The organism is Kineococcus halophytocola (assembly GCF_041276425.1).
GTDB lineage: Bacteria > Actinomycetota > Actinomycetes > Actinomycetales > Kineococcaceae > Kineococcus > Kineococcus halophytocola.
The window spans coordinates 1-26,714 of record NZ_JBGFTU010000026.1 but is presented as its reverse complement, the minus strand read 5'-3'; the positions used below and the strand labels follow the sequence as shown (position 1 = coordinate 26,714).

Here is a 26,714-nt window from a genome sequence, read left to right as displayed (position 1 = left end):
GCGCCCGGCGGTCCCGACCGGCCCCGTGCTGCCCCGGTGCGCACCGGCTGACATGCTCCGCCCGGAGGGCCGCGGACGATCCCGGCCCCCGCGGAACCGACGGAACGAGGAGCACGTGGCCGAGGACTGGGTCGACCTGCTGGACACCGCACGGCTCACGGCGGTCGTCGACATCGGCGCCAACCCCATCGACGGCGACCCGCCGTACGGGCCGATGCTGCGCGAGGGGTTGTGCACGGTGGTGGGTTTCGAGCCCCAGCCCGAGGCCCTGGCCGAACTCCACGCCGCGGCCGGACCGAACGAGCGCTACCTCCCGCACGCCGTCGGCGACGGCGGGGAGCACGAGCTGAAGGTCACGTGGATGGGCGGCATGACGAGCCTGCTCGAACCCGACGTCGAACGCCTCTCGACCCTCAACGAGTTCGCCCGCTACGGGGACGTGCTGCAGCGCAGCACCATCGGTACGACCCGGCTGGATGACATCGACGACCTCGGCCCGCTGGACCTGCTGAAGATCGACGTGCAGGGCTCGGAACTGACGATCTTCCGCAACGGCCGCGACACCCTGGCCGGCGCCGTCGCCGTGCACACCGAGATGTCGTTCACGCCGCTGTACCGCGACCAGCCGCTGTTCGGGGAGGTCGACGCGGAACTGCGCGCGCAGGGTTTCGTCCTGCACACCTTCGCGGCGCTGAAGAAGTGGCCGATCGCGCCGGGGGTGTTCGACGGGAACATCTTCACCACCCACCAGCAGCACATCGAGGCCGACGTCGCCTACGTCAAGGACTTCGCCCGCCTCGAGGAGCTGGACGCCGACCAGGTCAAGCACCTCGCGCTGCTGGCCCACCACGTCTACGGCTCGCACGACCTCGCGGTGCGCTGCCTGGCCCACCTCGTCGAGGCCGGCGTGGTCGACGCGCAGGTGCTGCCCGCCTACGGCGCGGCGGTGGGGCGTTCCGTGACGACGAACGGCGTGCGCAGCGACCGCTGAAACCGCGGCCGCCGCCGGTGGTCCTCGTGCCCCCAGCGGCGTTGCAGGTCGACGCCCGCCGCGGGGTCCGCGCCGACGCCCGGGACGTCCAGGACCGCGGTGCCCGTCTCGCCGCGGTGCAGGTCCCGGGTGCGGTGGACGGCCAGGTGCTCCCCGACGCGGACGGGGGCCACCTCGGCGAGGTCGGTGAGCCCGGCCCCCACCAGCACCACGGGCCGGTCCAGGTCGACGCGGTACCGGGCCCGGCCCAGCACCGCCGCCGGTGGTTCCCCGCCGTGCACGCGGGGGTCCTCCAGGACGGCGAGCGCCGCGCCGTCGCGCAGCCACACGCCCGCGTCGGACCCGGCCAGCAGCGAGCGCACGCAGGCCACGACCTCGGCCACGTCGGCGCCGGTGTCGTCGAGGCGGACGACGACGTCGGGGTGGGCCCACACGAGCGCGTCGCCGCGGGTGGCGTGCCCGGGGACGAACCGGGCGAGGGCCAGGCCCTCGACGTTGCGCGAGCGGCGGGCCCGGGCGTCGTCGGTGCGGCCGGCGAAGTCGGGGCCGTCGTGCCAGGCCACGGCGTGCGGGGCGTGCCGGAACTGCGCGCCCCGCAGCCAGCAGCGGTGCGCGAACTCCCAGTCCTCCCCGCCGTAGGCGCTGAACGACTCCTCGAAACCCCCGACGTCCTCGAACAGGCGCCGCGTCGTGGACAGGACCGCGGAGATGACGAACCGGTAGGCGTCGTCCCCGGCGGTGGCGAGGTCGTCCGTCCGTTCGTACGCCTCGCGCAACCAGGCCGGTTCGTCGAACTCCGCCGGGGCGGGGCCGGTCCCGGACAGCCACGCCCGCAACGCCTCCGGGGACGTGGCGGCCAGGTCGGCGTGCCGGCGGCGGCCGACGACGAGGTCCGCCCCGGCCGCGACGGCGCGCACGACGGCCGCGACGTAGCCGGGTTCGGGCACGGTGTCGGCGTCCAGGAAGCACAGGACGTCCCCGCGGGCGGCGGCGGCGCCGAGGTTGCGGGCGGCGGCGGCGCGGAAACCCTCGTCGGCCTGGCGCACCACCCGCACGGGGTAGGGGCGGTCCCCGGGGTCGGGGGCCCGGCGCGAACCGTCGTCGGCGACGACCACCTCCAGCCGGTCCAGGGGGTGCTCCTGCAGTTCCAGCGCGGTGAGCACCAGGGCCAGGTCGTGCGGGGTCTCGTAGTGCGGCACCACCACCGACACCGAGGGCACGAGCGGGGCGGTCACGCCCGGACCCCGGCCAGGACGGGGTGCAGCCGGGCGACTGTGCCGGCCACCGTCGGGCCCGGGACCGTCCCGGGCCGGGCCCACGTCAGCTCCGGCCGGGCCCAGGCGCGGGCCAGGGCGTCGGCCAGGCCACCCGGTTCGTAGACCCACAGGGCGCCGGGGGCGCGGTCCTCCAGCTCGTCCACGTAGTCGCTGCGGGGCACCAGCGGTCGCCGGCCGGCCCCCGTCCAGGCGTTGATCGACCCCGAGGCGGACAGGTGCTCGTGCGGGGCGACCGGCAGCACCGGTGAGCGCAGCAGCCCGGGCAGGTCGGCGTCGGGCACGTACCCGGTGACCTCGCACGTGCGCCCGGCCGCCCGCGCCCGCGCGGCCAGGGCCTCGACGAGGTCCTCGTGCCCGTCGGAGGGCCGGCCGACGGCGGTGAGGCCGACCCCGGCGGGCAGCGCGTCCAGGGCCGCCAGGACCTGCTCGTGGCCCTTGCCGGGGTACAGGTAGCCCAGGACCGCGACCGTCCGCAGCGGTGTGGCCGGTGCGGCGGCGGGGGTGCGCGTCAGGTCCGGGACGGGCAGCGGCACGACGGTGCAGGCCACGTCCGCCCCGCACGCGCGCAGCAGGCGTTCCTCGTGCCGGCTGGCCACGACGACGTGCCGCGCCGCCTGCGCGATCCGCCGGTAGGCCGCGCTGCGGCGGGGGAGGTTGCGGGCGCCGTCGCTGGCCTGGGGCAGGTCGTGCAGGGACACGACGACGTCGCGCCCGGCGGCGACCGCGACGAGGACGTCGGCGGCCTCCTCCGGGGAGCGGCCGAACAGCCGGTCGGTGACGTGGACGTGGACCACCCCGGCGGGGGCTCCCTGCAGCGCCGCCGCGAGGGCCTCGGCCCCCGGGTGGGCGGGGGTGCGGACGAGGTGCGTCCCGGCCTCGTGCCGCAGCACGTCCCACTGGGCCAGGGCCGCGGCCGTGACCCCGTGCTCGGCCGGGCCCACGACGAGCTGGACGAGGGGGCGCGGGGAGGACGGGGTCACGCGGCCAGCTCCGCGGCCGCCTCGGCGTGCCGGGCGAGCCCGGCCTGCGCGACGCCGGGGTGCTCGGCGTACCAGCGCAGGTGCGCCGCGCGGACGTCGGCGTCGGTCGTCACCTCGCCGTGCACGAGCCAGTCCGCCCGGCCCGGCCCGGGCAGGCCCAGGGCGTCGAGCACGGCCGGCAGCACCGGGGCGTGGACGCTGTCCAGCAGCGTGCGGCCGGGGTCGGGCACGTCCGCGGGCAACCCGAGGGCGGCCAGGACGCGGCCGGCCAGACCGCGCAGGACCGCGTTCCCCGGGTGGTTCACCGTGTGGGTCGCCTCCGCGCCGGCGGCCTCGAAGAGGTCGACGACGGGCAGCGCGTCGTGCCGTTCCTGCCGGGCCCGCAGCTCCCGCGCGGACAGGTCCCGCACGGCCCGCACGGCCCGCGCCGAGGGCACCTCGGGCAGCTCCGGGCGGCCCGCGGCCACGGTCAGGGTGCGCAGGTCGTGGTACGGCACGAGGGGTGGTTCCCCGGCCGCCGGGGAGCGCACGATCACCTGGAACGGGTGCAGCGCGGCCCAGCGCAGCACCGGGACCACGACGAGCCGTGGCCGCCGCGGGGCGCGGGCCAGGAGGTCGGCGGTCCCCAGCGGCAGGTCGCGGTACCCCTCGCGCACGGGCTGGGAGACGATCACGTCGACCTCGTCCAGGACCCGCTGCAACCGGGGCAGGTCCTCGTGGGTGAGCTCGTGCACGGGCGGGACCCGGACGGTCCGCACGGGGGTCGACCCGTCCCCGGCCAGCAGCACGCGCAGCGACTCCGCCTGGCAGTTGCCGTGCACCAGGACGAGGGGACGCCCGTCGCGCTCCAGCGGCGACGACAGCGGCAGGAGGCCGTGGAAGTGGGCGTAGTGCTGTCGCCGTCCGGTCACAGCCGCACCCTAGGGGCCGCCGAGCGGGTGCACCGGGCGGGCCACCGCACGCGCACCGGTCCGGGACGTGCTTGCATCTGCGGGTGCCCCGTCCCCTGCCGACCCAGACCACCGCCCCGCGGCGGCTCACGGTCGCCGTGCTGGGACCGAGCCGCTTCCCCGTCGCCGAACCGTACGTCGGCGGCCTAGAGTCCTTCGTCGGCGGCCTCGTCGCCGGTCTGCGCGCCCGGGGCCACCGCGTCCTGCTGTTCGCGGCCGCCGGGTCCACCGGCGCCCAGCCCGAGGTCCTCGCCGGTGGCGGGTGGGAGCCCGACGAGCTGTCCCGGCAGGACCCCTCGATGCCCGCCGCGGCGTTCCTGCGCGAGCACCAGGCCCACCTCGCCGTCCTCAACGCGCTGCGCACGACGTACGCCGGGGAGGTCGACGTCGTGCACAACAACTCCCTGCACCACCTGCCCCTGACCCTGTCCTCCACGCTGCCGTTCCCGACGGTCACGACGCTGCACACCCCGCCGACCCCGTGGCTGACGGCGGCCCTGGCGGCGGGGGGTTCCTCGCACGCCTTCACGGCCGTCAGCCGGTTCACGGCCCGGCAGTGGGAGCCGTGGGTGACCTCGGCCGAGGTGGTGCACAACGGGGTCGACCCGCGCCGCTGGGCGCTGGGGCCGGGCGGCGGGGGGCTGCTGTGGTTCGGCCGCCTGGTCCCGGAGAAGGCGCCGCACCTGGCGATGGACGCCGCGGCCCGCGCCGGTCACCACCTCGACCTCGTCGGGCCCGCGCTCGACGAGGGGTACTTCGCCGCGCAGATCGCCCCCCGGCTGGGGCGCTGGGCGACCTGGCACGGGCACCTGGGCGGGCCGGAGCTGTCGGCCGCGGTCGGGCGCGCCGGCGCGGTGCTGGTGACCCCGGTGTGGGACGAGCCGTTCGGCCTCGTCGCGGCCGAGGCGGCCATGTGCGGGACCCCGGTCGTCGCGTTCGACCGCGGGGGCATCAGCGAGGTCCTGCGCCCCACCGTCGGCCCCACCGTCGGCGAGACCGCCGGGGCGCGGGCCGGTCTCGTCGTGCCCGCCGACGACGTCGCCGCGATGGCGGCCGCGATCCCGGCCGCGCTGGCCCTGGACCGCGCCGGGGTCCGCCGGGCCGCGTCCTCGCACCTGTCGGCGGCCTCGATGGTCGGGCGCTACGAGGCCGTGCTGCGCGCGGCGGTGGCCGGGGTGCCACCGGCGTCGTCCGGGCGCGGGGTCGGTGCCGTCACGGCCGTCCAGGACCGCGTCGCGGCGTCGTAGTCGACGAGGCCGGCGGCGCGGAACTGCTCCAGCCAGCCCGTCATGGGCCACCACCCCCAGCGCCGGTGGAACACCGCCCCGTTGCGCAGGATCGCCGCGAGGTGCTGCACGGGGGGTTTCTGCGTCGGGTGGTGCTGGTGGAACGCGTCGGCGCCGCCGACCCAGAACAGGGAACCGCCCAGGTCGCGGACCGTGGCGGCGACGTCGGTGTCCTCACCGCCGTAGCCGCGGTACTCCTCGCAGAAACCCCCGAACGCCGCCCAGTCGGCGGCGGTGACGGCGAACGACAGCGACCAGAACAGCCACCACTGCGACTCCTGCGCCCGCACGACCGCACCGGTGGCCGGGGCGGGCCGGGCCGGGTGCGGGTCCGCGGCGGTGGGCAGCCGGTCCAGGTCACCGGGGCCGTGCACGCGGACGTCCGGGGGCAGGTACGCGACGGGTCCGCACAGCAGCCGCGGCCCGGGGGCCTCGCGCACGCGGTCGGCCGCGTCCTCGTAGGCGGCGAGGAGGCCGGGGCCGGGGACGCAGTCGACGTCGAGCAGGACGAGCAGGTCCGCCCCCAGGGCCGTGGCCGTGCCCGCCGCGGCGTTGCGGGCCGCGGCGAGCGGGAGCTCCCCGTCCGCGGCGACGGGGACGTCCAGGACGACCCGGCGGGTCCCGGCCGGGGCCGGGACGGAGTCGAGGACGTCCCGGACCGCGGGGTCGCCCATCGCGGCCACGACGTGCCACCGCGGGGGCCGCGGCACCCGGACCAGGCCCAGCAGTTGCCCCCGCAGGTGCTCGTGCCGGCCCGCGACGATCGTCAGGACGGCGGTGCGGTGCCCCCCCGCACCGGGATTCCCACCCGCGCCGGGGTCCCCGCTCACGCCGGGACCCCGGCCCGGTCGGCGGCGGCGTCGAGGAACGCGGCGGCGCGTTCGGCCCCGTCGCCGGGGGCCCACCGGTGCCAGGGACCGGCCCCCACCGACCGGGCCCGCTCCAGCAGGTCCGGCCAGCGGTCCGCGGCGGGCCAGCCGTCCACGGCGACCAGGCCCTCGGCGCGCAGCAGTTCCACGCGCCGGAGCTGTTCGGCGAAGGGCCGGTCCTGGGCCACCACCACGGCGGCGCGGCGGGCGGCGGCGACCTCGGCCACGGCGTTGTGGCCGCCGTGCACGACGACGACCTCGGCGCGTTGCAGCGCCTCCCACACGTCCTGTCCCGCAGCCTGTCCCGGCCCGGTCGCCGACCCCAGGGCGGACCCGGGGACGCGGAACTCCCACGTCCACCCCGGGGTCGCCTCCTGAGCGGCGCGGAACTGCTCGTCGGTGACGTCGCGGCCCCCGCTGCCCCACAGGACCAGGACCGTTCCCGGCCGGGCCGCGGCCGGGGAGGTGGGGCGGCCGTCGAAGCGGGAGAACGCGCCGACGTGCACGACCGGGGTTCCCGGGCCCTCGCCCGCGGGGGGACCGGGCCACGGGGCCAGCAGGGCCTGCGCGAGGTCCCGGCCCAGGCGGTGCGCGGGGTCGTGCCGGTCCCCGAGCATCGCGGCGACCACGACGGGGACCCCGCACAACCGGACCAGGGCGGTCACCTCCACCGAGACGTCGGTGACGAACAACCGCGGCCGGTGCGCGGCGATCCACCCCGCGATCGCGGCGTGCCGGTCCTGCAGGCCCCGGTGGTGCTGCGGGACCCAGTGCAACCGGCCCCCGGCGGTCGCGGACGCCTCGTCCACGGGCGGGGTGTCGTCGCGGTCGAGGTCGACCCAGTCGCCGTCGAAACCCGCCGGCCGGGGCGCCGAGCCGAACGCCGTGACCGGGGTGCGCAGGTGGCGGCTGACGGCGACCAGGCGCTGCAGGTGGCCCGCGCCCTGGTGGTGGACGTACCAGCCGATCACGCCGGCACCCCCGGGGTCGCCGGGACCAGCGAGCGGTAGAGCCCGAGGTGGTCGCGGGCGACCCGCAGGCGCTGGGCGCGGCGTTCCCCCGCCGTCGCCGCCGACCCCGCGACCCCCGCGAACGCGCGGCGCAGCGCGCCGGTCACGGCGCTCGGGTCGGCCAGGTCGGCCTGCACGAGCGGCTGCTGCTCGTGCAGGAAACCCACCCGGTCGGCCAGGACCGTCGTGCCGAGGTCGTGGCACAGCTCCAGCCAGCCGGAGTGGGTGCCGTGGGCGTAGGCCAGGACCGACACGTCCAGCCCCCGCAGGTACGCCGCGAGCCCGGCGTCGTCGAAGCGGTCGTGCACGCGCAGGTCCACGGCCCCGCTGCCGGAGGCCTGCCGCAGCCACGCCGTCAGGTCGGCGTCGTGGCGCGGGAAACCCTCCTGCAGGGCCTCGCCGTGCACGTCGACGCGCACCGTCGTCGGCGTCCCCTCCTGCGTCAGCGCACCGGCGGCGGTGACGAGCGAGCGCAGCACGGGCAGGGCGCGCAGGTTGGCCCGCAGGCTCTTCAGGTGCACCCCCACGACGCGCGGGGAGTTCGCGGTCCGGGGCGGGCCGACGTCCTCCAGCGGGGCGACGTGCGGGTGCGGGACGACCTGCGGGCGGCGTCCCCAGCGGCGCTCGACCTCCGCCGCGGCGCCGGGGGTGAGGGTGAGGAGGGCGTCGGCGGCGGGCACGAGGACGTCCAGGAGCTCCGCGTACGCCTCCTGGGTGCGCAGGTGGGGGTTCTGCAGGTCGTGCACGGTGAGCACCAGCGCCCGGCCCGTCGTGCGCAGGGCGGCCGCGAGGTCGCGCAGGCGGGCGGGTGTGCAGCCCTCGAACCCGAAGTGCAGGTGCAGGACGTCGAACTCCCCGGCGTGGGTCAGGACCCAGTCGGGGTCCAGGGCCCGGGCGGGGTGCCAGCCCGGACCGTCCGGGGTGCCGTCGTCGACGAGGACCACCCCCGGCACGCGGTCGTCGCCCAGGTGGTCCACGTAGCCGTGGGCGCGGGGCACGTGCAGCACCCGGACGGGTGCGGGGTGGTTCTCGGACAACGCGGGGCTCCCGGGGCAGGACGGTGGTGCGCTGGTGGGCGGCCCGGTGCTGGAGCCGTCTCGGGGAGGCCATTCAACCGGTCTCCCCACCGCCGGCGCGCTCACCGCGGTGAGCGCGCCAGCACCACGAGGGTCAGGTCGTCGGTGGGCCCGTCCCCGACGTGGTCGGCCACCGCGGCCAGGACGGTGTCGGCGACGGCATCGACGCCGGGGCCGGCGTCGGCGCCGGAACCGGTGCGGGGCAGCGCGTCCAGCGCGGCCAGGAGCCGTTCGTCGCCGAACAGCTCGCGGGTGGGGGAGGCGGCCTCGGTGACGCCGTCGGTGTACAGGACGAGGTGGTCACCGGGCCGCAGGTCGAGGGGGACCTCGTGCAGGTCGGGGTCGAGGAAGGGGCCCAGGAGCATGCCGGGGGTGCCCACGAAGCGGCTCGGGCCGTCCGCCGGGACCAGCACCGGCCGGGGGTGACCGGCCAGGCACAGCGACAGCCCGGCCGCCGGCCCACCGGTCCCGTCCGACACCGGGAGCTGCACGGCGGCGACGGTGGCGAACCGGTCGTCGAGGGTGTCGTGCACGGCCCCGGCCACCTGCCGCAGCGCCTCGGCCGGGCCCGGGACGACGCCGAGGACCCCGCGCACGGCCCAGCGCAGGGCCGCCGTCGCGGCCGCCGCCTGCGGTCCACGACCCGACACGTCGCCGATGACGGCCACGGCCCGCCCCGTGGGCAGGACGCGCAGGTCGTAGAAGTCCCCGCTCACCTCACCGCGGCTGCCGTCCTCGCGGGTGGCGGGGTGGTACCGGACAGCGAGCTGCCACCCGGGCACGTCCGGCAACCGGTGCGGGACGAGCTGGCGCTGCAGGTGGTCGGACAGTTCGGCCGCTTCGGCCCGCACCGCGTCACGGGCGTCCTGGGCCTGCACGCGCGCGGTGACGTCACGCTGCACGGCGACGTAGTGGCGAACGACACCGTCCTCACCGGCGAGGGGCGACAGCGCGAGCTCGTTGGCGAAGACCGACCCGTCGCGGCGTCGGTTGGGGATGAGGACCGTTCCGGCGGAACGGCTCTGGATGATCGAGCGGATCCGTGCCGCGGGTGCCCGCGTGTCGTACCCGAGGTCGCTCAGGCCGTCCTGCAGGAACCGGCAGTTCCGGCCCACGGTGTCGGCGGCGGAGAAACCCGTCGTGCGGGTGAACGCCTCGTTCACCCAGACCACGGGTTCGTCCGGCAGGCTCACGTCGGCCACGCACACCGCCTGCTCGGCGGCTCGCACGGCGGAGGCCAGCAGGTGGTCCAGCGACCTGGCGGGTCCGGCCCCGGGTGCGAGGGCCGGCCCCCCGCCCTCACGGGCGGGGGACTGCGGCGTTCTCACTTCTCGTCGAGCGCGTCCTTGGTCTTCTCGGTCTCCTGACGCGCCGCACCCATGTGCTGGTCCTTCTGACCCTGGGCGATCTGCTCCTGGTCGTCCGTGCGCTTGCCGACGGCCTCCTCGGCCTTGCCGACAGCCTGCTGGACGGTGTTCTTGGCCTTGTCGACGAAGGACATTCTCGCTCCTCTTGAACGACGGGTTCTCGATCTGCACGACCACCTTAGGAACGTCCCGCCGTCGCCGCACCCGGAGGCGCCGGGGGACCGGGGCCGGGAACACCGGGTGGCCACGGGTGTTGCACCCGAGGGCTGAGCGCGGTCCGCGTGGACCGCCGGCCCCGATCCGCAGGAGGAACCCGATGACCGATCCGCAGTGGCGCGTCGTGGTGGCGGCCGACGAGGCCGGCCTCTCGTACAAGGACGCGATCAAGGCCGACCTGGAGAAGGACCCCCGCGTGACGGAGGTCATCGACGTCGGTGTGAACGCCGACACGGACAAGACCGCCTACCCGCACGTGGCGGTGGCCGCGGCCCGCAAGGTCGCCGCCGGGGAGGCCGACCGTGCCATCCTGGTGTGCGGGACCGGGATGGGTGTGGCGATCGCGGCGAACAAGGTGCCCGGCATCCGGGCCTCGGTGGCGCACGACTCGTTCTCGGTGGAGCGGCTGGTGCTGTCCAACGACGGCCAGGTGCTGACGTTGGGTGAGCGGGTCATCGGCAAGGAGCTGGCGCGGCGGCTGGCGAAGGAGTTCCTGGGGTACGTGTTCGACACCTCCAGCGCTTCGGCGGCCAAGGTCGATGCGATCACCGGGTACGAGACGGCCGCCACCGACGGCGAGACCTCCGCGTCCTCCTGCTGACCACCTGCTGACCGCGCGAACTCGCGCGGTGGCAGGATGCGCCTCTCGGACGGCGCGAGGAGGCGGACGTGGGTGGGGTTCGGGAGCTGCTGCTCGGCGTGGACGTCGGGACCGGCAGCAGCAAGGGCGTGCTGACGACGCTGGAGGGCCGGGTGCTGGCCCGCGCGTCGTGGCGCCACCGCACCGACAGCCCGCGCCCGGGGTACGTCGAGCACGACGCCGACGCCGTCTGGTGGGGTGACTTCCGCCGGATCGCGCGCGAGCTGACCGACCGCGCGGCCGACCCCGGGGACGTCGCCCACGGGCGGGTGGTCGCGGTCGGGACCAGCGGGATCGGCCCGACCGTCCTGCTGGCCGACGAGCACGGGCGCCCGCTGCGCCCGGCCGTGCTGTACGGCGTGGACACCCGTTCCCTGCCCGAGGCCGTCGAGCTGGAGGAACGCTACGGCACCGAGGACCTGTTGCGGCGCTGCGGGTCCCGCATGTCGACGCAGGCGGCCGGCGGCAAGCTGGCGTGGCTGCGCCGGCACGAGCCGGACGTGTTCGCCCGGGCCCGGCACTTCTTCATGTCGAACTCCTACCTCGCCTTCCGGCTCACCGGCGAGTACGTGCTGGACCGGCACTCGGCCAGCCAGACGACGCCCCTGTACGACCGCCACGCGGAGGAGTGGATCGAGGACCGGTGCGCCCAGGTCGCACCGGGACTGCCCATGCCCCGCCTGGTGTGGCCCTCCGAGCGGGTGGGCACCGTCACCGCCGGGGCGGCGGCCGAGACCGGGATCCCCGCCGGGACGCCCGTCGCGGCCGGCACGTGCGACGCGTGGGCCGAGGCGGAGAGCGTGGACGTGGGCCGGCCCGGTGACCTCATGGTCATGTACGGCTCGACGACCTTCTTCATCGCCGTGACCGACGGGCCCCGGGTCCACCCCTCGCTGTGGGGGACGACCGGGGTGCGCCCGGGCCAGAGCACGCTGGCGGCGGGGATGGCCAGCTCCGGCAGCACGGTGGAGTGGTGGCGCGAGACGGTCGGCTCACCCGACGTGGGGGACCTCGTGGCCGAGGCGGCGGCGGCGCCCCCGGGGTCCAACGGGCTGCTCGCCCTGCCGTACTTCGCCGGGGAACGCACCCCCTTCGCCGACGCCGACGCCCGCGGGGCCCTCCTGGGGTTGACGTTGCGGACCACGCGCGGGGAGGTCGACCGGGCCCTGCTGGAGGCGACGGCCTACGGCGTGCGGCACAACCTGGAGGAGATGCGCTCGGCCGGCGTCGGCATCGACCGCGTCGTCGCGGTGGGCGGGGGCACGGGGTCGGCGTTGTGGCCGCAGATCGTCAGCGACGTCACGGGGTTGCGGCAGGAACTGCCCGCCGAGCGCATCGGGGCGTCCCTGGGGGACGCGAAGTTCGCCGGGGTCGCCCTCGGGGCCGTCGACGTCGACGCCACCTGGAACCGCGTGGAGTCGACCACCGACCCCGATCCGGCGGCGGCGCAGGTGTACGCGGAGCTGTACCCGGCCTACCGTGACCTGCACGAGGCGACCGCGCGGTGGCAGCACCAGCTCTCCGCCCTCGAACGCCGCACCCGCACCTGATCCGCGGCCCGGCCCTCCCGCGCCCGTCCCGCCTCCGTCCCGTCCCGCTCTCGTCGTCGTGCACGCCGGTGGCGGCGCGGGCGCTGGTAGCGTCCCGCGCGTGCAGGGTGACCGGTCGGGGCGGGCCGGGCGCGTGGCCGGCCTCCTGCGCGACGCCGTCCTGGACGGCACCCACCCGGTCGGGTCGCGGTTGTCCGAACCGGACCTGTGCACCGCCTTCGGCGTCTCCCGCAACACGTTGCGCGAGGCCTTCCGGATGCTGGCCGACGAACGGCTCGTCGTGCACGAGCTGAACCGCGGGGTGTTCGTGCCGGTCCCCACCGCCCAGGACGTGCGCGACCTCTACGACGCCCGCCGCCTCGTCGAGTGCGCCGCGGTGCGCGACCACGGCCGGCGCCGGGACGGGCTGGACGCCGTGGCGGCCACCCTGGAACGGGCCGACCGCCTCGCCGCCGCCGGGGACTGGGCCGGTGTCGGCACGGCCGACGTCGACTTCCACCGCGCCCTCGTGGCCCTGGGCAGCGTCCGGGTGGCGGCGCTCCTGCAGAGCGTCTGGCACGAGGTGCGGCTGGCCTTCCACCTCGTCGAACGCCCCGGGGAGTTCCACGCCGACTACCTGCGGCGCAACCACGCTCTGCTGGACACCCTGCGCGAGCACGGCGGGGTGGTCGCCGCCCAGGAGCTGCGCGCGTACCTGGACGAGGCCGAAGCCCGTGTCCTGCAGGCCCACCGGGGCCGGGAGCGGGGTTGAGGGCTCAGCCGGCCGCGAGGAGGGCGCCGGCCGTCGCCGGGTCGGTGACGAGGTGGTTGAAGAACCCGCCCTTCGCCCCGGCCAGGACGCTGGGCACCTTGAGCGTGCCGTGGGCCACGGCGATGCGGTCCGGCACGCGGCGCAGCACCTCCAGCGGGATGGCGATGAGCCGGTCGGAACCGGCGTAGTCGATCTCGCGGCCCTCGGCGTCGTAGAAGCGCGAGACGACGTCGCCCACCGACTCGCGCAGCGGGGCCTCCCCGGTGGGCACGAACCCCGGGATCGAGGACCGCTGCAGCGGGGGAGCGCCCACCCCCATGACCGCGCAGCGGGCGGTCTTCCACAGGTTCGTGAACCGCTTGAACGCCGGGTCGGCGACGAGGCTGCGCCGCAGCGCGCGGGCGGGGAAGGCCGGGGCGTACAGGAACCGCGGGGTGCCGCCGACGCCGACGGCGACGCGCCGGGCGATCTCGTTGGTCTGGTACCAGGGTTCGGGTTCGTCCTGCCCGCCGAGCATGGGGGCGACCACGACCCGCGGCAGCGTCGGCAGTTCCCGCTGGGCGATGTCGTACACGGTGCGCCCGGAGGACACGAGCAGCACGTCGCCCTCGCTCAGCCCGACGTCGGTGAGGGCCTGCGCCAGCACGGGGGAGACGGCCTCGGCCAGGTGGGCGCTGCCGGTGGGGGCGGTGAGCCGGACGGTCCGCAGACCCAGGGCCTCGCGCAGCCGCCCGGCCAGGTCCTCGGGGTCCTCCTGCGGCAGGGGCAGCACCTCGATGCGGACCAGGCCGCGGTCGCGGGCCTGCTGCAGCAGCCGGCTGACGGTCGCCCGGGACGTGCCGAGCCGTTCGGCGATCTCCGCCTGCGTCGCGTCCTGCAGGTAGTACAACGTCGCCGCCGTGTGGGCGAGGGCGAGCGGGAACCGGCCGTCTCCTGTGGCCACCTGGCACCTCCTGGGTCGGATCACCGTACTTCGTCCCCGCGCCCGCGCGGGGCGCCCGGGCGAGGATGGGGACGTGCTCAGGAGCGGGGACGTGGCGTGCTGGTTGCTCAAGGCCTCCGGCCGGCCGGCGGAGCTGCCCGCCGGGCCCGGGGCCGGACCGGTCGTCCTGCGCCGGTGCCTGCGCCGCAGCTACCGCCTGGGGCTCCTGTCCGCCGGGCAGCCGTGCGTGCTGTGGGTCAGCGGGCGGCTGGACCCGGGGGTGGCGGCCCTCGGGCGCATCGCCTCGGAGGTCGGGCAGGAGGCGGGCGGCCCCGTCGTCGACGTCGAGCTGACGGCGCTCGCGGCCGTCGTCGCGCGGGCCGCGCTCGTGGCCGACCCGCGCTTCGCCGCCGCCGAGGTGGTGCGGATGCCCGCCGGCAGCAACCCCTCGTACCTGCGCCCGGAGCAGTGGGAGGCCGTGCGGGAGCTGTTCCCCGCGACCTGAACAGGTGTGCTGGACATCTGTGCAGGGCCGCCGTACCGTCGGGGCCGACCGAGGACGGGACCCGGCGGCGCCGGGCCGAACTGCGAGGGAGCAGACGATGACGGACACGATGCAGGCGGTCGTGGTGCACGGCCCCCAGGACTACCGGCTCGAGCGGATCCCGGTCCCCCAGGCGGGGCCCGGTGAGGCGTTGCTGAAGGTCGAGGCGGTGGGCATCTGCGCGAGCGACCTGAAGTGCTACCACGGGGCCGCGAAGTTCTGGGGGGACGAGAGCCGCCCGGCGTGGGCGGAGACGGACACCGTGCCCGGCCACGAGTTCACCGGCCGGATCGAGGCGATCGACGAGGAGGCCGCCGCGCGGTGGGGCGTGCAGGTCGGTGACCGCGTCGTGGCCGAGCAGATCGTGCCGTGCTGGGAGTGCCGGTACTGCGCGCGCGGGGACTACCACATGTGCCAGCCGCACGACATGTTCGGTTTCAAGCGCCGGACGCCGGGAGCGATGGCGGAGTACCTGGTGCTGCCGAAGGAGGCGCTGGTGCACAAGGCGCCCTCGCACCTGCCGCCGTGGCAGGTGGCCTACGCCGAGCCGCTGTCGTGCGCGCTGCACGCGGTGGAGCGGGCCGGGATCCGGTTCGACGACACCGTCGTGGTCGCCGGGTGCGGGCCGATCGGGCTGGGCATGATCGCCGGCGCCGCGGCGAAGTTCCCGCAGCGGATCATCGCGCTGGACGCGCTGCCGCAGAAGCTGGAACTGGCGAGGAAGTGCGGCGCCGACGTCACGCTGAACATCACCGAGGTCGACGTGGTCGAGGAGGTGAAGAAGCTGACCGGCGGGTACGGCGCCGACGTGTACATCGAGGGCACCGGGCACCCCTCGGCGGTGGCGCAGGGGCTGAACCTGCTGCGCAAGCTGGGGACGTTCGTGGAGTACTCGGTGTTCAAGGACCCGGTGACGGTGGACTGGTCGATCATCTCCGACGACAAGGAGCTGAACGTCCTGGGGGCGCACCTGGGCCAGGACACGTGGCCGGCGGCGCTGAAGCTCATCGAGTCCGGCCGCCTGCCGCTGGAGGAGATCTGCTCGCACCAGCTGCCGCTGGAGAAGTTCCAGGAGGGTCTGGACCTGGTGGCCGACTCGGCGAACTCGGTGAAGGTGTCGCTGATCCCCGGGCGGACCGCGTGAGGTCCGGCTCCACCCCCCTGACCGCGGGACGGGGGGAGGAGACCCGGCTGCAACGGCTGGGCATCCCGCCCGTCCTGCGGTGGGGTTTCCTCGGGGTGCTCGTCTTCATGACCGGCAACGGGGTCGAGTCGAACTTCCTGACCCCGCACCTGGTCGAGGTCCTGGGACGGCCGGAGGCGGCCGTCGCCACGATCATCACCTACTACAGCCTGTGCGTCCTCGTCGGCAGCTACCTGTCCGGGGCGCTGTCGGACCTGTTCGGCCCCCGGCGCGTCATGACCGCCGGTTTCGGGGTGTGGGTGGTCTTCGAGGTCCTGTTCCTGCTCGCGCTGCAGGCCGGCAGCTTCCCGCTGGCCGCCGCCGCCTACGCCGTCCGCGGTTTCGGCTTCCCCCTGTTCGCCTTCGCCTTCCTGGTCTGGGTGAACATCACGACGCCCCCCGAGCGCAACGGTGCGGCCGTCGGCTGGTTCTACGTCGCCTTCACCGGTGGGCTGCCCACCCTCGGCTCGCTGTTCGCCGTCGGTGCCATCCCGCTGTTCGGCGGCGGGACGCAGGGGGAGACGGGGGCGATGACCGCCTCGATCGCCCTCGTCGTCGTCGGGTTCCTCATCGCCCGGTTCGGCGTCCGCGACGAGCGCGGGACCCGCCGGATCGCCCCCGCCGGGGAGAGCGCGGGGCAGGTGCTGACCTCCGGGCTCCGCCTGACGTTCACCCGGCCGAAGATCGCGGCGGGGTTCCTCGTGCGCCTCATCAACACGGCCCCGGAGTTCGGGATGTTCATCGTCCTGCCGGCCGTCATCGCCACCGAGCGCGGCTGGGGGCAGTCCCGCTGGCTCGTCATGACCGTCTGCGTGTACGCGACGAACATCCTGGTCAACGCGCTCTTCGGGGCGATCGGGGACCGGATCGGCTGGCAGCGCACCGTGAAGTGGTTCGGCATCGTCGGGTCCGCCTGCGGTCTGCTCCTGTGGTGGTACGTCCCGCAGCTCGTGCCCGCCGGCAGCGACTGGGGGTACGTGCTGTCCGTCCTGGCCGGGTGCCTGTTCGGGATGCTGCTGGCCGGGTTCGTCCCGATGGGCGCGATCATGCCCGCGCTCGCCCCGGACCACCAGGGCGCCGCGATGGCCATGTACACGACGGCCGCCGGTGGCGCGACCTTCCTCGGTTCGGCCGTGGTGTCGGTCGTCCTGGGCCTCGGCGGCAGCGACGTCACCGTGGTGTGGACGTTCGTCGCCCTGTACGCGGTCGCCTTCGTGCTGGTCTCGTTCCTGCACGTCCCGCAGACGCACCGCGCCCACGGGCGCCTGGAGGAGGTGCACTGACACCGGGCCACCCCGGCTCTCCGGGCCCCGGCTGTCCAGGACCCCCGTGACCACCGGTCACGGGGGTCCTGCGCGTCCGGCGCGCGGCGGTCGCCACGCCGTGGTGTCCTGGAACCGCTGAGACGAACGCGCCGAACGGCGCGTCCTCACCGAGCCTGCAACCCGGCGGGCACGCACCGCAGACCGCGCAGCCGGTGGAGAACCCGCCACCGTCCGCCGGGCCGCCCGGGATCCCTCGAGGTCCCGGCCGCCGGGCCGGACGGCACGCGCGCGCCGCGACCCCGTCCACGAGACCCCGTGAGGAACCCCATGTCGAACTCCCGACCGAACGAACCCACCCCCCGTCCCGGACCCGCCGACCTGCGCGAGGACCGCCCGGCCCGGACCGCCGGCAAGGCCGGTCTGGCCCTGGCCGCCGTCGGGATCGTCGTCTTCAACGTCGCCCCGTTCATGGACTGGGTGCACCTGGGGGACACCGAGTTCTCCCGCACCGGCTACGAGACCGACTCCCTCGTCCCGTTCGTCGCCTACCTCGGCATCGGGCTGCTGCTGGCCATGGCCTACGCCGGTTCCCGGGCCAGCCGCGGGCAGCACCGCGGGCTGACGCTCGTGTCCATGGCGGTCGCCCTGGCCGCGACGGTCCAGTGCGTCGCCTTCGCCCTGAACCCCATGGGGGGCCTGGAACGCGGTGACGACCTCGGCGCCGCCGTCGGCGTGTACGTCGGGATCCTGGGTGCGGCTCTGTGGGCCGTCGGGTCGGGGCTGCTGGCCAAGGAGGTCGAGGGCGACGACCGTCGCGACGTCGACCTGCGCACCGGCGAGCGCTCGGGCACCACGACCCGCTGAGGCATCACCGCCGGCCGTGAGAGCAGCACCGGCCGCCCGGAACCCCCGGGCGGCCGGTGCTCGCGCGCGTCAGGCGACCGAGAAACCCCCGTCGACCTTGAGGTCGACGCCGTTGACCATCGCCGAGGCGTCGGAGGCGAGGAACACGACGGCGCTGCTCACGTCGGACGGCTGGGCGAAGTGGCCCAGCGGGATCCGGGAGATCATCGGGGCGGCCTTCGCCTCCTCGCCCCACACGCGCTGGCCCATCTCGGTCATGACGACCGTGGGGCTCACGGAGTTCGCCCGGACCCCGCTGGGCCCCAGTTCCAGGGCGAGCACCCTCGTGGCCATCAGCAGGCCCGCTTTGCTGCTGGAGTAGGAGAAGTGCTCGGCCAGCGCCAGGGACCCCGCCACCGAGGACACGTTGACGATGCTGCCGCGCCCGGCTCCCGCCATCGCCCGCCCGATCCGGGACCCCAGCAGGGCCGGGGCCCGCAGGTTCACCGCCATGACGCGGTCCCACGTCGCCGCGTCGACGTCCACCACGCGCTGGGGCACGGAGATCCCCGCGTTGTTGACGAGCACGTCGAGCCCGTCGAAGGCGGCCAGGGCCGAGGCGGCGAGAGCTTCGGTGTCGCCGGCGTCGCCGAGGTCGGCCGGGACCACCTCGACCCGCACGCCGTGCTCGCGCACCACGTCCTGGGCCAGCGCCTCGAGCGCGTCGCGGCTGCGCGCGCTGAGCACGAGGTCGCACCCGGCGGCGGCCAGGGTGCGGGTCACGTCGGTGCCCAGGCCCTGCGTCGCGCCGGTCACGAGGGTGCGCCGGCCGGTGAGGTCGAACGGGGGTGTCACTGGTCCTCCAGGTGTCGGTGCACGACCGGGACCGACGCCGGGACCGGGGTCCGCCGCGCGTCACCGGCCCTGTCGCCGGGTCGTTGCACGGATGTGCTGGGCAAGTGTGCCGCACGGCTCCCGGTGTCCGGAAGGGCGCCGAGGCCCACGAGGCGGTGGACGTCGAGCGCGCTCACCGCCCGGGCGAGCCGGCCCCCTCCGCCGCGACCACCCGGTCCCGCCCGGCCGCCTTCGCGGCGTACAACGCCCGGTCGGCGGCGGCCAGCAGGCCGGCGGCGTCGGTGCCGTCGCGCGGGGCGACGGCGGTGCCCAGGGACACCGTGAGGCGCACCGGCGGGTCCCCGGCCCGGCCCTGCACGGGCACCCGCAGCCGCGCGCAACCGGCCCGCACCTGCTCGGCGCGCTGGGCCAGGGCCTCCTCGTCGGTCCCGGCCAGGACCAGCACGAACTCCTCCCCACCGGTGCGGGCCACCAGGTCCCCGGGGCGCGCCGACCCGGCCAGCAGTGCCGCGACCTCCACGAGGACGCGGTCCCCGGTGGCGTGCCCGTGGGTGTCGTTGACGGCCTTGAAGTGGTCGACGTCCAGGACCAGCAGACCCACCGGCGCCCGGTGCGCACCGGCCACGAGCGCGGCGGCCGCGGGGTCGAAGTGCCGCCGGTTGTGCAGGCCCGTCAGCGGGTCGCGCACGGCCTCCTCGGCCAGCCGCGCGCGCAGCTCCTCGGCGACGGCGACCTGCTCCTCCAGGCGCTCGCGGGCCTGGACGAGCTCGGTGACGTCCCGGCCCACCACCACCCGGCCCAGGACCCGGCCGCGGCGGTCGCGCAGGGCGCTGACGCGGATGTCCAGGTGCAGCCCGTGGGCGTAGCCGACGGAGTAGCTCAGCCCGTCCGCCGGCAGGTCGCCCAGGGCGCGCGGGGTCAGGAACTGGTGCGCGGGCCGGCCGACCGGGTCGGCGGGCAGGTCCGGCCGGCGCAGGTGCAGGTACCGGCGGGCCGCGGCGTTGACGTCGACGACCACCCCGCCTGCGTCCACGACCACGATGACGTCCTGGACCGTCTCCAGGACCCGTTCGCGGGCCACGGGCACGACCTGCAGCAACCTGGTGCTCAGCAGGGCCCAGGCCGACAGCAGCGCGGTGACCGTGAAGAACAGGGGTGTGAGGTCGCGGCCGGCGAGCGCGTCGGTCCCGGCCAGCACGGCGACGTTCCCGCCGAGGGGGACCAGCCCGGCCAGCAGCAGCGTCCCCAGTTGCCGCCGCAGCAGGGCCGACCCGCGCCACCAGCCGACGGCCAGCCGGCGGAAGGCCAGGCCCAGCACGAGGTAGCACCAGGCCGTGTGGACCCAGAACACCGGGCCGAACTCGACGCGGAACCACGGCGAGCGGTCCAGCGGGCTGATCCGGCTGAAGACGAGGTGGTGCCACGGGTCCGTGGCGACGGCGAGCAGGATCGCGGCCGGGACGCCGACGAGGAACGCGGTGTGCCGGCGGCGGGGGCGGAAGTGCGGGTCGGAGGCGAAGCGCGCCAGCAGGTGCAGACCGACGACGGCTCCCAGGATGCCGACGAAGGAGGCGTGGACCAGGACGTCGTGCACGGCCCGCGGCACCGGCAGGTTCAGCGGGGCCCCGACCGCCGACCAGAACGTCAGGCTGGCCGCGGCCCAGGCCAGCGCCCCGGCCGCCGGCGTCGCCGCGCGGTGGCGCCGGGCGACGACGGCGGTGATCAGGTTGAGGACGGCGGCGACGACGAAGGCCGCGCACAGCACGGCCACGGCCGGGTCGACCACCCCTCCTGCACCTCCTCGGCCCGTTGCGGGGGACCTCCGCCCCCACCCCGGTCCATCGGTGCCGGGCCGTCCGGCCTTGACGCGGCGTCCCCCGCACGGGTGCCGCGGTGGCGGGCCGCGCTCAGCCGCGGTGGGCGTCGTCCGCGGCGTCCTCCTCCGGGCGCGGCGGCACGTCCTCGTCCACCTCCAGCTCGGGCACGGGCGGGTCCTCGGGGTCGAACGGGGGACGGCTCATGGCGCGACGCTACCCCCGGCCCCGCCGGGGTGGCACGGCGACGACGTCGAGGTCCTGCGCGACGTGGACGGTGGTCCTCCCACCCGCGGCGGCGACCGCGGCGCGGGCCTCCCGGCCCAGTTCCTCACCGCGGTAGCGCGCCGAGACGTGGGTCAGGACGAGGGTGCGCACCCCCGCGCGGGCGGCCACGTCCCCGGCCTGGGCGGCGGTGAGGTGACCCCGCGCGCGGGCCAGGTCGACGTCGCGCTCGGCGAAGGTGCACTCCAGGACGGCCAGGTCGGCGCCGGCGACGACCTCGCCGACCGCCGGGCACAGCCGGGTGTCCATGACGAACGCGAACACCTGCCCCCGGCGGCGGGTGCTGACGTCCTCGAGCCGGACCCCGCGCAGCTCGCCCTCGCGCTGCAACCGGCCGACGTCGGGTCCGGTGATCCCGGCCGCGGCCAGCGCCTCGCGCGAGAACGTCACGTGCCCGGGTTCGGTGAGGCGGTAGCCCAGGGCGGGGACGCGGTGGTCCAGGGCCCGGGCGGTGAGGGCGGACCCGGCGACGTCGGCGACGGGGACCTCCTCCTGGAGCGCGGGGTGGCCCTGGACCCTCACCCGCACGTTCGCCTGCGCGACGACCGCGAGGCCGTGCAGGTGCTCGACCGCGTCCTGCGGTCCGTGGATCGTCAGCTCGCGCCCGGGCCGGTCCTGCGCCATCCGGTTCAGCACCCCCGGCACCCCGAGGCAGTGGTCGTTGTGCCGGTGGGTGACGCAGATCCGCTCGATGCGCGGGGAGGAGACGCCCGCGTGCAGCATCTGCCGCTGGATCCCCTCGCCCGGGTCGAACAGCACCGAGGTGCCGTCCCAGCGCAGGAGGTAGCCGTTGTGGTTGCGTTCGCGGGTGGGGACGGCGCCGGCGGTGCCGAGGACGACGAGTTCGCGCGGTCCGCTGCCCAGGGTCACGGGACCAGTCTCCCCGCCGCCTCCCCCCCGCGCGCGGGTCAGGCCCGGACGCCGCCGGGGGAGGCGAACAACCCCTCGGGGTCGACCGCCGCGGCGACCTGTTCCAACCGCGCGCGGTTCGGACCCCAGCAGGCCTGCGCCCGGTCCGGCAGGCCGGGGTCGGCGTAGTTCACGTACGCCGCCCCGCCCGTCCACGGCCGCAGTGCCTCCCGGGTCCCGGCGACGACGGCGTCGAACGCGGCCGCGTCCCCCTCGCCCGTCCAGGTGGCCGTGTGCTGCACGGTGGCCAGGGCCGTCCGCCACGGGAACGCCGTCGCGTCGGGGGCGACGTCGGCCACCGCCCCGCCGAGGGCGTCGAACGACGTCCCGGCCTCCACCGCCCCGGTGGGCAGCGTGATCTGCTGCACCGCGGCCTGCGCCGCGTCCAGGCCGGCCTGCGGGAGCGTCTGCGGGAGCATCGAGCTGGTCGCGGCGAACGGCTGCCGGTGCTCGGCGTCGAGGGCCCGATCCGTGCAGGCGTCCGCGTCGAGCCCGGAGCAGCCCGCCTCGTAGGCCATGGCCGCGGCGTAGGGCAGGCGCCGTGCCGAGCGCGCCGCCGGGGCCGGCAGGTCGGCCAGCAGACCCGACAGGTCCGGCTCGCCGCTGCCCGTCCACGTCCCGGAGACCTGGACCCGGTCGCCGTCGGCGGGGTTGCGCAGCAGCTTGCACGTCGACCACAGCTCGCGCGGCGCGTCCGCCTGCCAGCGCTGCCAGGCCCCCAGGACGTCCGCGCCCGCCGCCAGGGGCCAGCGGGCGTAGAACACCGCCACCGGCGGCGCCGGGCGCAGCGCGACCGTCCACGACGTCACGGCCGCGATCCCGGCCCCGCCGCCGCGCAACGCCCAGAACAGGTCGACGTCGGCCGCGTCGTCGCTGTCGGCCCCGACCGTGCGGGCCCGGCCGTCGGCGGTGACGACGTCGACCGCGACGACCTGGTCGCAGGTCAGGCCGAAGGACCGCGCGAGCACCCCGACCCCGCCGCCGAGGGTCAGACCGCTGATGCCCACGGTCGGGCAGGATCCCGAGCCGACGGCGAACCCGGCCGACCCGACCGCGGAGTAGACGTCGATGAGCCGGGCCCCGGCGCCGGTGCGCGCCGTGCGGGCGCCGGCGTCCACCTCGACGGCGGCCATCGGGGACAGGTCGGCGACCAGGCCCTCGCCGGCGGACCAGCCGCCGTAGGAGTGCCCGCCGTTGCGCAGCCGCAGCCCGGCCCCCTGGTCGGCGGCGAAGCGGACGCAGGCGGCGACGTCGTCGGCGTCCCGGCAGTGCGCGACCGCCTGCGGGGCGGGGGAGAAGCGCGGGTTGTAGAGCAGCCTCGACGCGTCGAACCCGTCGTCGTAGCCGTTCCCCCTGCGCAGGCTGACCCCGCCGGAGACGCGCAGCGAACTCCACGCCGGGGCCGTGGGGGAGGTGGTGGGGCTCGGTGCGGTGGGGCTCGGTGCGGTGGGGCTCGGTGCGGTGGGGCTCGGTGCGGTGGGGCTCGGTGCGGTGGGGCTCGGTGCGGTGGGGCTCGGTGCGGTGGGGCTCGGTGCGGTGGGGCTCGGCGGGGACGCGGGGGCGCCGGAGGTGCACCCCGCGGTGGCGAGCGCGAGGCCGCCGGCGAGGAGCGCCCGGCGGGTCGGGCGAGCGGTCTGGTGCGGTGCGTCCACCCGCCCACTGTGCTCCCCGGGTGATCAACTCACCAGAGTTGAGCGGAACAAGCTCAAGTCTGGCAGAGTTGTCACCAGTGTCGTCAGTCCACCCTGTCTGGAGGTAGTCCGTGGACCTCAAGCTCACCACCCGCGCCCAGGAGGCGCTGGCCGACGCCGTCGGTCGCGCCACCTCCGCCGGTCACGCCCAGGTCGAACCGCTGCACGTCCTCGCCGCGCTGCTGGGGCAGGAGAACGGTGTCGCCGGGCACCTGCTCGCCGCCGTCGGGGCCGAGCAGCCCCTCGTCGTGCGCCGCGTCGACGGCGCCCTCGCTTCGCTGCCCAGCGCCTCGGGCACCAACGTCAGCCAGCCGCAGCTGTCCCGCCCCGCCCTGGCGCTCATGCAGGCCGCCGGCGACGAGGCCCGCGCGCTGGACGACGCCTACGTCTCCACCGAGCACCTGCTGCTCGGCGCGGCCGCCTCCACGTCCGCCGCCGGGGAGGCGCTGCGGGCCGTCGGCGCCACCCGCGACGCCCTGCTCGACGCCCTGCCGTCCGTGCGCGGCGGCGCGAAGGTCACCTCACCGGACCCCGAGGGCACCTACAAGTCGCTGGAGAAGTACGGCGTCGACCTCACCGAGCAGGCCCGCCAGGGCCGCCTCGACCCGGTCATCGGCCGCGACGCCGAGATCCGCCGCGTCGTGCAGGTGCTGTCCCGCCGCACCAAGAACAACCCCGTCCTCATCGGGGAGGCCGGCGTCGGCAAGACCGCCGTCGTGGAGGGGCTGGCCCAGCGCATCGTCGCCGGCGACGTCCCCGAATCGCTGCGCGGCAAGCGGCTCATCTCCCTCGACATCGCCTCCATGGTCGCCGGCGCGAAGTACCGCGGGGAGTTCGAGGAACGCCTCAAGGCCGTCCTGGCCGAGATCCAGGGGTCCGAGGGCCAGGTCGTCACCTTCATCGACGAGCTGCACACCGTCGTCGGCGCGGGCGCCGGCGAGGGTGCCATGGACGCCGGGAACATGCTCAAGCCCATGCTGGCCCGCGGTCAGCTCCGCCTCGTCGGGGCGACCACCCTCGACGAGTACCGCGAACGCATCGAGAAGGACCCCGCCCTCGAACGCCGGTTCCAGCAGGTCTTCGTCGGCGAACCCTCCGTCCCCGACACCATCGGCATCCTGCGCGGGCTGCGCGAGCGGTACGAGGCCCACCACAAGGTCGCCATCTCCGACGCCGCCCTCGTCGCCGCCGCCTCCCTGTCCGACCGGTACATCCCCGGCCGGCAGCTCCCGGACAAGGCCATCGACCTCGTCGACGAGGCCGCCTCCCGGCTGCGCATGGAGATCGACTCCTCGCCCGTCGAGATCGACGAACTGCGCCGCGCCGTGGACCGGATGCGGATGGAGGAACTCGCCCTCGGCAAGGAGGACGACGCCGCCAGCCGCGAACGCCTGGTGGCCCTGCGCCAGAACCTCGCCGACAAGCAGGAGCAGCTCACCGCCCTCACCGCCCGCTGGGAGCAGGAGAAGGCCGGCCTCAACCGCGTCGGTGACCTCAAGCACCAGGTCGACGAACTGCGCTCGCAGGCCGAACGCCTCCAGCGCGAGGGCGACCTCGGCGCCGCCAGCGAGATCCTCTACGGCAAGATCCCCGCCCTGGAAGCCGAACTCGCCCACGCCCAGGCCGCCGAGCAGGACGTCGCGGCGAGCGCACCGATGGTCGCCGACGAGGTCGGTCCCGACGACATCGCCGAGGTCATCGCCGGCTGGACGGGCATCCCCGCCGGCCGGCTGCTGGAGGGCGAGACCGAGAAGCTGCTGCGCATGGAGGATTTCCTCGGTGCCCGGCTCATCGGTCAGACCGCTGCCGTGCAGGCGGTCTCCGACGCCGTCCGGCGCTCGCGGGCCGGGGTCAACGACCCCGACCGCCCGACCGGGTCGTTCCTGTTCCTCGGTCCCACCGGGGTCGGGAAGACGGAACTGGCCAAGGCCCTGGCCGACTTCCTCTTCGACGACGAACGCGCCATGGTCCGCATCGACATGAGCGAGTACTCCGAGAAGCACGCCGTCGCGCGCCTCGTCGGCGCCCCTCCGGGGTACGTCGGGTACGAGGAGGGCGGCCAGCTCACCGAGGCCGTCCGACGCCGGCCGTACTCGGTCGTCCTGCTGGACGAGGTGGAGAAGGCCCACCCGGAGGTGTTCGACATCCTCCTGCAGGTCCTCGACGACGGTCGCCTCACCGACGGCCAGGGTCGCACGGTGGACTTCCGCAACGTCATCCTCGTGCTCACCTCCAACCTCGGGTCGCAGTTCCTCGTCGACCCCGAGCTGTCGCAGGCCACCAAGCACGACGCCGTCATGAGCGCGGTCCGGGCGAACTTCAAGCCGGAGTTCCTCAACCGGCTCGACGACGTCGTGGTGTTCGACCCGCTGTCGACGCAGGAGCTGTCGCGGATCGTGGAGATCCAGGTGCAGAAGATGGCCGACCGCCTCGCCGACCGCCGCCTCGTCCTCGACGTGAGCGACGCGGCGAAGGACTGGCTGGCGATCTCCGGGTACGACCCCGCCTACGGGGCCCGGCCGCTGCGCCGGCTCGTGCAGCGCGAGATCGGCGACCGCCTCGCGCGGGCGATCCTGTCCGGGGAGGTCCGTGACGGCGACACCGTCGAGGTGGACGTCGCGCGCGGCAGCTTCGACCTCGACGACCCGGCGTCGGGTTCGGCTGGGCTCGTGGTGCGGCGGGCGGAGAACGCCGTCTCGATCTGACGGGAAGAGCACGGACGGGACGAGATCCCCGGTGGCGGTCGTCACCGGGGATCTCGTCGCGTCCTCCCCGTTCGTCCGGGCAGCTCGTGGACGTCGTCGGTTCTCACCGGGTGGCTGCCCTCACGGGTGGGGCTTCACAGCGCGGGGTGGGTGAGGTAGTGGGGCAGGCGACCGGCGGCGGTGAACTTCTCGTGCAGCCAGTCGGGGATGTGTTCTGGGTCGCGGGGGAACATCTCCAGGTCTTCGACGTAGCTGAGGGGGAGACCGGGGTGCTCCACTGGGGTTCGTGGTCGTAGTCGAAGTCGAACTGGATGCGGCCGTCGTCGCGGGTGAGGAGGCAGGTGGCGGTGTACCAGGCACCACGGCCTTCTCGGTAGAGAGCACTGCGCAACTCGCGAACCGTCTTGTCGAAGTCGCGGCCGACGTGGCGGAGCCACTGCCGGGTTCCATCGGTTCGGAACACCCACAGTTTGCCTCCACCGGTGCGGGCGGCCTGCCAGTAGACGACCTCGATCTTGACCCAGTCCGGTGGCACCTCCTTCAGGAGGGCGCGGGCGATGCGCTGGTACAGTTCGTGCACTTCTGCGGGGTTCATTGCGTGAAGACTCTGAGCCTTTGTCAGTAGCGGTTCTCCATTCGGCTCAGGACCAAGGCGGTGGCGACGATCGCGCTGATGCGCCAGGGGCACAGGCTGACGTGGCGTAGAGCCCGCCAGCGGGTCTTGAGGTGGGCGAT

At 75.6% G+C, this 26,714-nt stretch carries 25 protein-coding genes and 1 pseudogene; 11 read left to right on the top strand and 15 right to left on the bottom strand.

Annotated features, from left to right (window positions below):
* Nucleotides 1–115: 115 nt before the first annotated feature.
* Nucleotides 116–991 (top strand): FkbM family methyltransferase, encoded by an 876-nt coding sequence (locus tag AB2L27_RS18115; RefSeq protein ID WP_370442893.1) that lies wholly within the window; start codon nt 116–118, stop codon nt 989–991.
* Here AB2L27_RS18115 and AB2L27_RS18110 read toward each other — a convergent pair.
* The 3 genes from AB2L27_RS18110 to AB2L27_RS18100 are packed head-to-tail and all read right to left on the bottom strand — an operon-like array spanning nt 934 to nt 4,159.
* A complete protein-coding gene (locus AB2L27_RS18110) occupies nt 934–2,226 on the bottom strand; it encodes a glycosyltransferase (protein ID WP_370442892.1) in 1,293 nt (430 codons plus the stop codon). The genes AB2L27_RS18115 and AB2L27_RS18110 overlap by 58 nt on opposite strands.
* Nucleotides 2,223–3,248 carry a glycosyltransferase family protein gene (locus AB2L27_RS18105; protein ID WP_370442891.1) on the bottom strand — a complete coding sequence of 342 codons (1,026 nt, stop codon included), beginning with the start codon at nt 3,246–3,248 and terminating at the stop codon, nt 2,223–2,225. Before AB2L27_RS18105 ends, AB2L27_RS18110 begins: the two co-directional genes overlap by 4 nt.
* Nucleotides 3,245–4,159 carry a WcbI family polysaccharide biosynthesis putative acetyltransferase gene (locus tag AB2L27_RS18100; protein WP_370442890.1) on the bottom strand — a complete coding sequence of 305 codons (915 nt, stop codon included), beginning with the start codon at nt 4,157–4,159 and terminating at the stop codon, nt 3,245–3,247. The genes AB2L27_RS18105 and AB2L27_RS18100 overlap by 4 nt, the downstream gene beginning before the upstream one ends.
* Nucleotides 4,160–4,242: 83 nt before the next feature.
* On the opposite strand from AB2L27_RS18100, the gene AB2L27_RS18095 reads away from it, so the two are divergent.
* On the top strand, nt 4,243–5,445 hold the full coding sequence (locus AB2L27_RS18095; protein ID WP_370442889.1) for a glycosyltransferase: 1,203 nt from the start codon (nt 4,243–4,245) through the stop codon (nt 5,443–5,445).
* Here AB2L27_RS18095 and AB2L27_RS18090 read toward each other — a convergent pair.
* The 5 genes from AB2L27_RS18090 to AB2L27_RS18070 form a co-directional block, all read right to left on the bottom strand.
* Nucleotides 5,340–6,314 (bottom strand): glycosyltransferase family 2 protein, encoded by a 975-nt coding sequence (locus AB2L27_RS18090; protein WP_370442888.1) that lies wholly within the window; start codon nt 6,312–6,314, stop codon nt 5,340–5,342. The two genes, AB2L27_RS18095 and AB2L27_RS18090, sit on opposite strands and share 106 nt — an antisense overlap.
* Nucleotides 6,311–7,324, bottom strand: a complete 1,014-nt coding sequence (locus tag AB2L27_RS18085) for a hypothetical protein (protein ID WP_370442887.1) — start codon at nt 7,322–7,324, stop codon at nt 6,311–6,313. The genes AB2L27_RS18090 and AB2L27_RS18085 overlap by 4 nt, the downstream gene beginning before the upstream one ends.
* On the bottom strand, nt 7,321–8,400 hold the full coding sequence (locus AB2L27_RS18080) for a glycosyltransferase family 1 protein (protein ID WP_370442886.1): 1,080 nt from the start codon (nt 8,398–8,400) through the stop codon (nt 7,321–7,323). The genes AB2L27_RS18085 and AB2L27_RS18080 overlap by 4 nt, the downstream gene beginning before the upstream one ends.
* Before the next feature lie 101 nt (nt 8,401–8,501).
* Nucleotides 8,502–9,668, bottom strand: a complete 1,167-nt coding sequence (locus AB2L27_RS18075) for a PP2C family protein-serine/threonine phosphatase (protein ID WP_370442914.1) — start codon at nt 9,666–9,668, stop codon at nt 8,502–8,504.
* A 95-nt stretch (nt 9,669–9,763) separates the two neighbouring features.
* On the bottom strand, nt 9,764–9,940 hold the full coding sequence (locus tag AB2L27_RS18070; RefSeq protein ID WP_370442885.1) for a CsbD family protein: 177 nt from the start codon (nt 9,938–9,940) through the stop codon (nt 9,764–9,766).
* A 182-nt stretch (nt 9,941–10,122) separates the two neighbouring features.
* Between AB2L27_RS18070 and AB2L27_RS18065 the strand changes: the two genes are divergently transcribed.
* The 3 genes from AB2L27_RS18065 to AB2L27_RS18055 all read left to right on the top strand — a co-directional run bounded on the left by AB2L27_RS18065 (nt 10,123) and on the right by AB2L27_RS18055 (nt 12,963).
* The gene (locus tag AB2L27_RS18065; RefSeq protein WP_370442884.1) at nt 10,123–10,623 is read left to right on the top strand and encodes a ribose-5-phosphate isomerase; all 501 of its coding nucleotides are present in this window, start codon (nt 10,123–10,125) and stop codon (nt 10,621–10,623) included.
* 68 nt (nt 10,624–10,691) lie between these two features.
* A complete protein-coding gene (locus AB2L27_RS18060) occupies nt 10,692–12,212 on the top strand; it encodes an FGGY-family carbohydrate kinase (protein WP_370442883.1) in 1,521 nt (506 codons plus the stop codon).
* A gap of 100 nt (nt 12,213–12,312) precedes the next feature.
* A complete protein-coding gene (locus AB2L27_RS18055; protein WP_370442882.1) occupies nt 12,313–12,963 on the top strand; it encodes a GntR family transcriptional regulator in 651 nt (216 codons plus the stop codon).
* 4 nt (nt 12,964–12,967) lie between these two features.
* On the opposite strand, the gene AB2L27_RS18050 is transcribed toward AB2L27_RS18055, so the two are convergent.
* On the bottom strand, nt 12,968–13,906 hold the full coding sequence (locus tag AB2L27_RS18050) for a sugar-binding transcriptional regulator (RefSeq protein WP_370442881.1): 939 nt from the start codon (nt 13,904–13,906) through the stop codon (nt 12,968–12,970).
* Between the two features lie 73 nt (nt 13,907–13,979).
* Between AB2L27_RS18050 and AB2L27_RS18045 the strand changes: the two genes are divergently transcribed.
* The 4 genes from AB2L27_RS18045 (at nt 13,980) to AB2L27_RS18030 (ending at nt 17,741) form a co-directional block, all read left to right on the top strand.
* Entirely contained in the window at nt 13,980–14,390 is a 411-nt protein-coding gene (locus AB2L27_RS18045) for a hypothetical protein (RefSeq protein WP_370442880.1), read from the top strand.
* 97 nt (nt 14,391–14,487) lie between these two features.
* Nucleotides 14,488–15,573, top strand: coding sequence for a zinc-binding dehydrogenase (locus tag AB2L27_RS18040; protein ID WP_370442879.1), 1,086 nt, complete (start codon nt 14,488–14,490; stop codon nt 15,571–15,573).
* Entirely contained in the window at nt 15,570–16,895 is a 1,326-nt protein-coding gene (locus tag AB2L27_RS18035) for an MFS transporter (protein WP_370442878.1), read from the top strand. The genes AB2L27_RS18040 and AB2L27_RS18035 overlap by 4 nt, the downstream gene beginning before the upstream one ends.
* A gap of 297 nt (nt 16,896–17,192) precedes the next feature.
* Nucleotides 17,193–17,741 carry a hypothetical protein gene (locus AB2L27_RS18030; protein ID WP_370442877.1) on the top strand — a complete coding sequence of 183 codons (549 nt, stop codon included), beginning with the start codon at nt 17,193–17,195 and terminating at the stop codon, nt 17,739–17,741.
* A 69-nt stretch (nt 17,742–17,810) separates the two neighbouring features.
* On the opposite strand, the gene AB2L27_RS18025 is transcribed toward AB2L27_RS18030, so the two are convergent.
* From AB2L27_RS18025 to AB2L27_RS18010, 4 genes are all read right to left on the bottom strand, one after another.
* Nucleotides 17,811–18,575, bottom strand: coding sequence for an SDR family NAD(P)-dependent oxidoreductase (locus tag AB2L27_RS18025; RefSeq protein ID WP_370442876.1), 765 nt, complete (start codon nt 18,573–18,575; stop codon nt 17,811–17,813).
* Between the two features lie 172 nt (nt 18,576–18,747).
* Nucleotides 18,748–20,361 carry a histidine kinase N-terminal 7TM domain-containing diguanylate cyclase gene (locus tag AB2L27_RS18020; RefSeq protein WP_370442875.1) on the bottom strand — a complete coding sequence of 538 codons (1,614 nt, stop codon included), beginning with the start codon at nt 20,359–20,361 and terminating at the stop codon, nt 18,748–18,750.
* 244 nt (nt 20,362–20,605) lie between these two features.
* Complete coding sequence (locus AB2L27_RS18015) at nt 20,606–21,544, bottom strand: MBL fold metallo-hydrolase (protein ID WP_370442874.1); 939 nt, start codon at nt 21,542–21,544, stop codon at nt 20,606–20,608.
* 38 nt (nt 21,545–21,582) lie between these two features.
* Nucleotides 21,583–23,235, bottom strand: coding sequence for an FAD-binding oxidoreductase (locus AB2L27_RS18010; RefSeq protein WP_370442873.1), 1,653 nt, complete (start codon nt 23,233–23,235; stop codon nt 21,583–21,585).
* Between the two features lie 110 nt (nt 23,236–23,345).
* On the opposite strand from AB2L27_RS18010, the gene clpB reads away from it, so the two are divergent.
* Complete coding sequence (clpB, locus tag AB2L27_RS18005; protein WP_370442872.1) at nt 23,346–25,979, top strand: ATP-dependent chaperone ClpB; 2,634 nt, start codon at nt 23,346–23,348, stop codon at nt 25,977–25,979.
* A 134-nt stretch (nt 25,980–26,113) separates the two neighbouring features.
* Here the strand turns inward: clpB and AB2L27_RS18000 are convergent, their stop codons facing one another.
* Complete coding sequence (locus tag AB2L27_RS18000) at nt 26,114–26,257, bottom strand: hypothetical protein (protein WP_370442871.1); 144 nt, start codon at nt 26,255–26,257, stop codon at nt 26,114–26,116.
* Between the two features lie 8 nt (nt 26,258–26,265).
* Between AB2L27_RS18000 and AB2L27_RS17995 the strand changes: the two genes are divergently transcribed.
* Nucleotides 26,266–26,604 (top strand): hypothetical protein, encoded by a 339-nt coding sequence (locus AB2L27_RS17995; protein ID WP_370442870.1) that lies wholly within the window; start codon nt 26,266–26,268, stop codon nt 26,602–26,604.
* Here AB2L27_RS17995 and AB2L27_RS17990 read toward each other — a convergent pair.
* Nucleotides 26,598–26,714 (bottom strand): annotated as a pseudogene (locus AB2L27_RS17990) (IS5/IS1182 family transposase); the annotation flags it as partial. The gene AB2L27_RS17995 and the pseudogene AB2L27_RS17990 overlap by 7 nt on opposite strands.

Bases quoted from the DNA above. Each gene is read 5' to 3' on its own strand.
- AB2L27_RS18065 (WP_370442884.1), top strand. From the start codon at position 10,123: ATGACCGATCCGCAGTGGCGCGTCGTGGTGGCGGCCGACGAGGCCGGC.
- AB2L27_RS18040 (WP_370442879.1), top strand. From the start codon at position 14,488: ATGACGGACACGATGCAGGCGGTCGTGGTGCACGGCCCCCAGGACTAC.
- AB2L27_RS18070 (WP_370442885.1), bottom strand. From the start codon at position 9,940: ATGTCCTTCGTCGACAAGGCCAAGAACACCGTCCAGCAGGCTGTCGGC.